Source organism: Stenotrophomonas sp. CASM106 (assembly GCF_049384825.1).
GTDB classification, from domain to species: domain Bacteria; phylum Pseudomonadota; class Gammaproteobacteria; order Xanthomonadales; family Xanthomonadaceae; genus Stenotrophomonas; species Stenotrophomonas muris.
Window position 1 is genome coordinate 205,990 of sequence record NZ_JBMRFS010000007.1, and the last position, 7,552, is coordinate 213,541.

At 67.5% G+C, this 7,552-nt stretch carries 7 protein-coding genes; 3 read left to right on the plus strand and 4 right to left on the minus strand.

The window, feature by feature from the left end; genetic code table 11:
* Nucleotides 1-779: 779 nt before the first annotated feature.
* Together VG556_RS17240 and VG556_RS17245 are read right to left on the minus strand one after the other, a co-directional pair.
* Nucleotides 780-1,604 (minus strand): helix-turn-helix transcriptional regulator, encoded by an 825-nt coding sequence (locus tag VG556_RS17240; protein WP_069117884.1) that lies wholly within the window; start codon nucleotides 1,602-1,604, stop codon nucleotides 780-782.
* Complete coding sequence (locus VG556_RS17245) at nucleotides 1,601-2,305, minus strand: VIT1/CCC1 transporter family protein (RefSeq protein ID WP_014648397.1); 705 nt, start codon at nucleotides 2,303-2,305, stop codon at nucleotides 1,601-1,603. The genes VG556_RS17240 and VG556_RS17245 overlap by 4 nt, the downstream gene beginning before the upstream one ends.
* A 152-nt stretch (nucleotides 2,306-2,457) precedes the next feature.
* On the opposite strand from VG556_RS17245, the gene VG556_RS17250 reads away from it, so the two are divergent.
* Nucleotides 2,458-3,822 (plus strand): glutamate--cysteine ligase, encoded by a 1,365-nt coding sequence (locus VG556_RS17250; RefSeq protein ID WP_100450600.1) that lies wholly within the window; start codon nucleotides 2,458-2,460, stop codon nucleotides 3,820-3,822.
* Nucleotides 3,823-3,944: 122 nt separating this feature from the next.
* Here VG556_RS17250 and VG556_RS17255 read toward each other — a convergent pair whose 3' ends face one another.
* On the minus strand, nucleotides 3,945-5,003 hold the full coding sequence (locus VG556_RS17255; RefSeq protein ID WP_014648395.1) for an NAD(P)-dependent alcohol dehydrogenase: 1,059 nt from the start codon (nucleotides 5,001-5,003) through the stop codon (nucleotides 3,945-3,947).
* Between the two features lie 104 nt (nucleotides 5,004-5,107).
* Between VG556_RS17255 and VG556_RS17260 the strand changes: the two genes are divergently transcribed.
* Nucleotides 5,108-5,992 carry a LysR family transcriptional regulator gene (locus VG556_RS17260; protein ID WP_049419508.1) on the plus strand — a complete coding sequence of 295 codons (885 nt, stop codon included), beginning with the start codon at nucleotides 5,108-5,110 and terminating at the stop codon, nucleotides 5,990-5,992.
* A 115-nt stretch (nucleotides 5,993-6,107) separates the two neighbouring features.
* On the opposite strand, the gene VG556_RS17265 is transcribed toward VG556_RS17260, so the two are convergent.
* The gene (locus VG556_RS17265; RefSeq protein WP_049408781.1) at nucleotides 6,108-6,770 is read right to left on the minus strand and encodes a TetR/AcrR family transcriptional regulator; all 663 of its coding nucleotides are present in this window, start codon (nucleotides 6,768-6,770) and stop codon (nucleotides 6,108-6,110) included.
* Nucleotides 6,771-6,845: 75 nt separating this feature from the next.
* Here VG556_RS17265 and VG556_RS17270 point away from each other — a divergent pair, with 75 nt between their 5' ends.
* Nucleotides 6,846-7,541 (plus strand): DAPG hydrolase family protein, encoded by a 696-nt coding sequence (locus VG556_RS17270; RefSeq protein WP_049408782.1) that lies wholly within the window; start codon nucleotides 6,846-6,848, stop codon nucleotides 7,539-7,541.
* Nucleotides 7,542-7,552 lie beyond the last annotated feature (11 nt).

The following is a 7,552-nucleotide window of genomic DNA, read 5'->3' on the forward strand; positions in this document are numbered from 1 at the left end:
TGGATGACGGGCGGTTCCGTTGTGCCCAGCGTGCCGTGGCCGGCGTGTGCACGGCGCTCAAACCACTGCGCGGAATGCTCAGGGAAGGGGGTGTTGTCTGCAGGGCTGCGCCCTGCACCTGCTACGAGCCAGGGCAACGGCCGAAGCAACAGCAACAGCGACAGCGGGCTATCCGTGGGATGGCGGGGTGGGTCCGGTTGCGGGAGACGCCGTAAACCCCGCTCCGCGGTCCGGCCCAGTCGCTGGCGGCTGGGCGTTCGGGCGCTTGCGAAGCAGTGCTTCGCAAGCAAAGCGCCCTCACCCATGGGGGCTTGGCCGCGGCTTGCTCGTGTGCGCTGTCCTGCGCACACGGCAAGACCGGGGCGGGGCATCCTGCCCAACCCGCCCGAGGTATACCTCGGGCCCATGCCGCGGACACTCCCGCAACCGGACCCACCCCGCCTTCGACAGTTTTCCGCGATCTGTCAGCTCGCGGGGTCAGATCCGTTTTCCGCAGGAAAACGGATCTGACCCCAGATCGATTTCGATATCTGACAGATGTGTCGACCAAGGTCGACACCTACCAACAGCCGCCGGAATCTGTCGAAGGCGGGGCACTGTGGGTTTGCGGGGTGTGAGCCGCATGGATGCGGCGACCAAGCCCCCATGGACGGGTTTACGGCGTCCCCGCAAACCCACAGTGCCCCGCCATTCCACGGAATGCACGCCGTTGCTGTTGCTGTTGCTTCGGCTGTTGCTGTTGCCTCTGCGGGTGCAGGGCGCAGCCCTGCCGAACCCCCTCAAATATCTGTGGGAGCCAGCCCGTACTGCTCGGCGAAGCGCTTGCTGAAACTGGCCGCAGACCGGTAGCCCGCGCGTGCGGCCACGGTCTTCAACGGCAGGTCGGTGGTGTAGAGCAGCTGCATGCCATGCGCCAGCCGGGCCTCGGTGAGCAGCTGGCGCAGGCTGGTGTCCTCGGCCGCCAGGCGACGGCGCAGGGTCGCGCCGCTCAGCGCGAACTGTTCTTCCACATCGCGTGATTGCCAGTCGCGAGCCGGTTCGGCGGCGATGCGGTCGCGGATCTGTTCGCCCAGGCTCGGCGCCTGCGGCAGCAGCAGGTTGCCGTGGCCCTGTCGGCACAGGGTCAGCACCAGCGAGGCCAGGGCCAGCCGCGCGTCGCTGTAACGGCCGTCCTGCAGCGATTGCCGCCACTGGCGCAGCACCGCGCCATGGTCGATCAACGGCAGTCGCGCCATCGCCTGGCCGGGGGCGGGAAGCTCTTCATTCCAGAGCGTACGCGCCGCCGCCAGCACTTCGGTGCAGAGCGGCACGATGGCACTGAGGTAGCGGCCGCTGCAGGGATCGGGGGTGTTGACCACGTCGATGCGGCACCGCTGGGTCAGCAGCAGGATGTCGCCGGGAACGAACGTCAGCGACTGGTGTGCGGTACGTACCTGCTTGCGGCCTTCCAGCAGGATCGCGAACTGCGGTTGCGGAACCTCCACCGAGCTGGCGCCATGCTCGCGGCGTGCGGTGATGCAGGCATAGCCCTCGGCGCGCCCGCAGCCGGCCAGGCTGGCCATCTCGGCCAGTAACGCAGTGGCCGCTGGCAGCATGCCGGTCATGACACCTGGGCACCGAACAGGCGACCGACGCCGGCCGCCGCAGCCATCGCCAGCGCGCCCCAGAACATCACCCGGACCGCGCCGCGTACAGGCGGTGCGCCCCCGGCCTGGGCCGCCACCGCGCCGGTCAGGCACAGGCCGAGCAGGGTGCTGGCCGTGGTCATCAACGCAACCTTGTCGGTCGGCGCGAGCAGGGCGGTCAGCACCGGCAGCGCCGCACCGCAGGTGAACGCACCGGCCGAGGCCAGCGCCGCCTGCAGCGGGCGCGCGCGCAGGGTGTCAGTGATGCCCAGCTCATCGCGGGCGTGGGCACCCAGTGCATCGTGGGCGGTAAGCTGTTCGGCCACCTGCCGGGCCAATGCAGGCTCCAGGCCGCGGTGGCGGTAGATCGCGGCCAGCTCCTCCAGTTCGCTGTGCGGGTCTTCGCGCAGCTCGCGCTTTTCCATTGCCAGGTCGGCCGCTTCGGTGTCGGCCTGGGTCTGCACCGACACATACTCGCCGGCGGCCATCGACATCGCGCCGGCCACGGTGCCGGCCACGCCGGTGGCAAGGATAGTGGTGGCGGAGGCGCCGCTGGCCGCCACGCCGACCACCAGGCCGGCCACCGAGACGATGCCATCGTTGGCCCCCAGCACGGCGGCACGCAACCAGCCGACGCGCTCGGAGCGGTGCAGTTCGGGGTGTCGCGAATGACGGTTCATGACGCCGAGTGTACGAGGGTCAAGAGGGCGTCGGTAGGATGCTGAAACCCGTCACCGTCGCATGACGCAACGGGGTGCCACGCTATAGTGCGCCCTTGCGATGGAAGGCCGCGAGCCCCACATCCCCCGCCACCGTCCAGCGAGCCTTCCCCTTGTCGAGCCCCAGCCACGTCGCCGATACCCCCATTACCGACCGCTCGCAGCTGGTGGAGGTGATCGCCTCCGGCGAGAAGCCCCGCGCGCAGTGGCGCATCGGCACCGAGCACGAGAAGTTCGGGTTCCGCCTGGACGACCTGCACCCCCCGACCTTCGAGGGCGAGCGCGGCATCGAAGCGCTGCTCAACGGCCTGGTCCGCTTCGGCTGGGAGCCGGTGCAGGAGAACGGCAACACGATCGCGCTGCTGCGCGATGGTGCCTCGGTGACGCTGGAACCGGCTGGACAGCTGGAACTGTCCGGCGCGGCGCTGGAGACCATCCACCAGACCTGCGTGGAGACCGGCACCCACCTCAACGAAGTGGCACAGGTGGCCGGCGAACTGCAGCTGGGTTTCCTCGGCATGGGCTTCCAGCCGAAGTGGAAGCGCGATGAAATGCCCTGGATGCCGAAGGGGCGCTACAAGATCATGCGCTCGTACATGCCCAAGGTCGGTTCGCTGGGCCTGGACATGATGACCCGCACCTGCACGGTGCAGGTGAACCTGGACTACGCCACCGAAGCGGACATGGTGAAGAAGTTCCGCGTGTCGCTGGCGCTGCAGCCGATCGCCACCGCGCTGTTCGCCGATTCGCCGTTCACCGAAGGCAAGCCGAACGGCTACCTGAGCTACCGCTCGCACATCTGGACCGACACCGACGCCGACCGCACCGGCATGCTCGACTTCGTGTTCGAGGATGGTTTTGGTTACGAGCGCTATGTCGACTACCTGCTCGACGTGCCGATGTATTTCTCCTACCGCGATGGCATCTACCACGACGCCAGCGGGCAGAGCTTCCGCGATTTCATGCAGGCCAGGCTGCCGGTGCTGCCGGGTGCGCTGCCGACGCTGCGCGACTGGTCGGACCACATGACCACCGCGTTCCCGGAAGTGCGCCTGAAGAAGTACCTGGAAATGCGCGGTGCCGATGGTGGCCCGTGGAGCCGCCTGTGTGCGCTGCCGGCATTCTGGGTGGGCCTGTTGTATGACGACACCGCACTGGATGCCGCCTGGGACCTGGTACGCGATTTCACCCTGGCCGAGCGCCATGCACTGCGCGACGGCGTGCCGAAGCATGCGATGAACCTGCCGTTCCGCAATGGCACGGTGCGCGACCTGGCCCGCGAAGCGGTGAAGATTTCCGTCGAAGGCCTCAGGCGCCGTGCGGCGCGCAATGCCGACGGCCAGGACGAGAGCAAGTTCCTGGACGTGCTGCAGGAGATCGTCGAATCCGGCCTGACCCCGGCCGAGCGCAAGCTGGCGCTGTTCCATGGCCGCTGGCACGGCGACGTCGATCCGGTGTTCCGCGAGTTCGCGTACTGAGTGGATTGCGGTAGTGTCGGCCGCTGGCCGGCAGATGTATGGGGTTGCCGGCCAGCGGCCGGCACTACCAGAAGAAAAACCCCGGCATTGCCGGGGTTTTTCTTTTTCGCATCTGCCCTGGATCAGGCGGCGTTCTGCATCGTCGCCATGTCGATCACGAAGCGGTAGCGCACATCGTTCTTCGCCATGCGTTCCCAGGCTTCGTTGACGTTCTTGATGTCGATGATCTCGACGTCGCTGACGATGCCGTGCTCGGCACAGAAGTCCATCATTTCCTGGGTTTCGGCCATGCCGCCGATTGCCGAGCCGGTCAGGTGCTTGCGGCCGAAGATCACGCTGCCGCCGGTCAGCGGCGGGTCCAGTTCGGTCAGCACGCCGACCAGGCACATGGTGGCCTCGCGCTTGAGCAGGCCCATGTACGGGTTGGTGTCATGGCCGACCGGGATGGTGTTGAGCAGGAAGTCGAAGCTGCCGGCGTGCGCCTTCATCTGCGCGGCATCGCGCGAGACCAGTACCTCATCGGCGCCCAGGCGCTTGGCATCGGCACCCTTTTCCGGCGTGGTGGTGATCATCACGACGTGCGCGCCCAGTGCCTTGGCGAACTTCACGCCCATGTGGCCAAGGCCACCGAGACCGATCACGCCCACCTTCTGCCCCGGGCCGACCTTCCAGTGGCGTAGCGGCGACCAGGTGGTGATGCCGGCGCACAACAGCGGGGCGGCCGCCTTCAGGTCGAGGGTGTCGGACACCTTCACCACGAAGCGCTGCTCGACCACCACGTGGTCGGAATAGCCGCCGTAGGTCGGCGCGCCGGTTTCGCGTTCACGGCCGTTGTAGGTCCAGGTCGCGCCTTCGGCGCAATATTGCTCCAGATCGTGCTCACAGGCGTCGCAGTGGCGGCACGAGTCGACCATGCAGCCGACGCCGGCGTGGTCGCCAACCTTGAAGCGGGTGACGTTGCTGCCGACTTCGGTCACCCGGCCGATGATCTCGTGGCCCGGCACCATCGGGTAGATCGAGCCACCCCAGTCATCGCGGGCCTGGTGCAGGTCGGAATGGCAGATGCCGCTGTAGAGGATCTCGATGCGCACGTCGTCCGGGCCGACCGCGCGGCGTTCGAACTCGTACGGGACCAGCGGGTCGGTATGGGAATGGGCGGCGTAACCACGGGCGAGGGACATGGGGAATCCTTGGCAGGGTTTATCGAAATGCGTTTTACAATACGCCCCGCAACCAGCAGCAAGAAGCGCGGATATCGGCATGATTCATCAAGTGAAACTGCACAATGGCCACTGACAACCTGACCCATCTGGCCGCGTTTGCCGCAGTCGCCCGCCACCGCAGCTTCCGCCGCGCCGGTGCCGAACTGGCATTGTCGACCTCGGCGGTGAGCTATGCGATCCGCGCGCTGGAAGAACGGCTGGGCGTGGGCCTGTTCCATCGCACCACCCGCAGCGTGGCCCTGACCGAGGCCGGGCAGCGCCTGCTGGAGCGCCTGCAGCCGGCGTTGGGGCAGGTGCACGACGCACTGGAAGAAATGAACCACTTCCGCGCAGCCCCGGCCGGCCTGCTGCGCATCAACGCCACCCGCGCGGCGGTACCGACCCAGTTGGGGCCGAGGCTGGCGCGCTTCCTGCACGCCCATCCCGACGTGCGGGTGGAGCTGACCGAAAATGACGGCCTGGTCGACATCGTCGCCGAGGGCTACGACGCCGGCGTGCGCCTGCATGAGTTCGTGCCGGAGGACATGGTGGCGGTGCCGATGGGGCCGCCACTGCGCGGGCTGATCGTCGGCTCGCCGGACTACCTGCGGCGTCGGCCGGCACCGCAGCATCCGCGCGACCTGGCCGCGCACGAATGCATCCGCTTCCGCTTCGCCAGTGGGCACCTGTACAAGTGGCAGTTCGAGCGCGATGGGCAGGCGCTGGAGATCGACGTGCCCGGGCGGTTGACCCTGTGCGAGCAGGGCACGATCGTGCGCGCCGTTCTGGATGGCATCGGCCTGGCGTACGTGCTGGAAGACACGGCAAGGTCGTACATCGAATCGGGGCAGATGGTGGCGGTGCTGGAAGACTGGAGCGAGCCGTTTGCTGGCTTCGCGCTGTACTACCCGAAGCAGCGGCAGATGCCGGGCGCGCTGCGTGCGTTCGTGGATATGTTGCGCGAGTGAGTCGCGATGGATGACGTGGTGCCGACCAACGGTCGGCACCCACCGGGGCAGGCCATTGCCGACCAACGAATCGACATCGGCCGGTAGATCCACGCCATGCGTGGATGGCACCACGCTACGGCCCTTGCAACACCGGCGCCAACAACGCCACGCACTCACGCAGATGCATCTCCACCGGCGCATCCTCGGCCACCACGCCGATCACACGTTCACGCAGCGGCTCGGCCACGGCCATCGCCAGGATCAGCCGCGCCATGCATGCGGAATCTCCCTCGCGCAGCAGTCCACGCTGCTGCTGACGTGCCAGCCAGTCGGCCAGCAGCGCACGGCCGCGTTCGATGCCGTTGTCGAGGTAGGCCTGCAGCAGCGCGTCCTTGCCGGGGAAATCGGTGGCCAGCAGGCGAAACACCTGCACCGCCTGCGCCGATAGCGCCTGCGTGCACACCGCGTGCAGGATGTCCTGCAGCAACGGCACGACCTCTTGGGCATTGCGCGCATCACGCTGCAGCTGTGGCGCGAAGCCGTCGGTCCACTCGCGCACCGCCAACCCGACCAGTTCCTCGCGGTTGCTGGCATGGCGGTACACGGTTTTCTTCGCTACCCCGGCATGCGCCGCCACCGCTTCGATGGTGGTGGCCTCGTAACCCTGTGCCAGCAGCAGCTCCAGCGTGGCCTGCAGCACCGCGTGGCGGACTTCGGCTTCCGGTCGCGCAGGGCGGCCACGGCGGCGGGTCGGTGATGTGGTCGCGGGCAGGGTGGTGCTGTTCATTGCGCCCATCTTACCGCATCCGGTTAATTGCGAAACGGTATACGTTTCCGTATTGTCGGGTCTCCCAACCTGTAGAAGACCCCCATGGATACCGCTGTGAACGCTCGCCCCTGGCTGGACCACCACGATCTGCTGGACCCGGCGCCGATGCATCTGGAAACCGGCATCCAGCGCAGCGAAGACGGCACGCTGCTGGTGGCGGTGCGCACCGATCTGCACGGCTGCAAGGGCCGCATGCTGGACTGGTGGTTCACCTTCTTCGAGACCACCCAGCACATCCGCTGGTGGCATCCGGTCGATCATGTCGAGCATCGCGGCTGGGACGCGGCCTGGCAGCGCGGGCGCAGCTACCACGGCGCCAGCATCCATGCGGTGGAATCGCTCGCTGACATTCCGCCGGTGGCGGCGCGCCTGAAGTTCCATGACCCGCGCACCTTGCTGGTGCCCGAACGCCTGCAGGCGGCACAGGATGCACGCCATGTATCGGCGGTGATCGCCGCGCGCATCGGCTTCAGTGATCACGTGCGTCTGGATGTACAGGGCGATCCCTGCGATGGGCAGATGCTGCATGTGGCGCGCGATACGCCGTTTGGCTGCGTGCTGCGCAGCCGCTTCGTGCTCGGCCTGGATAGCGCCGATCCGCGTCGCGATGCCGGCGACGCGGTCGGCCTGGGCCTGCTCAGGCACTGCTATACGGAGTTCAGTTTCCTGTCGCGGCTGCTGCCTTCGCTGTACTACGGCGAGCGCGCCAACGGCGAAGCAGTGCCGTTGCCGTGGTGAACGGCGCGCCG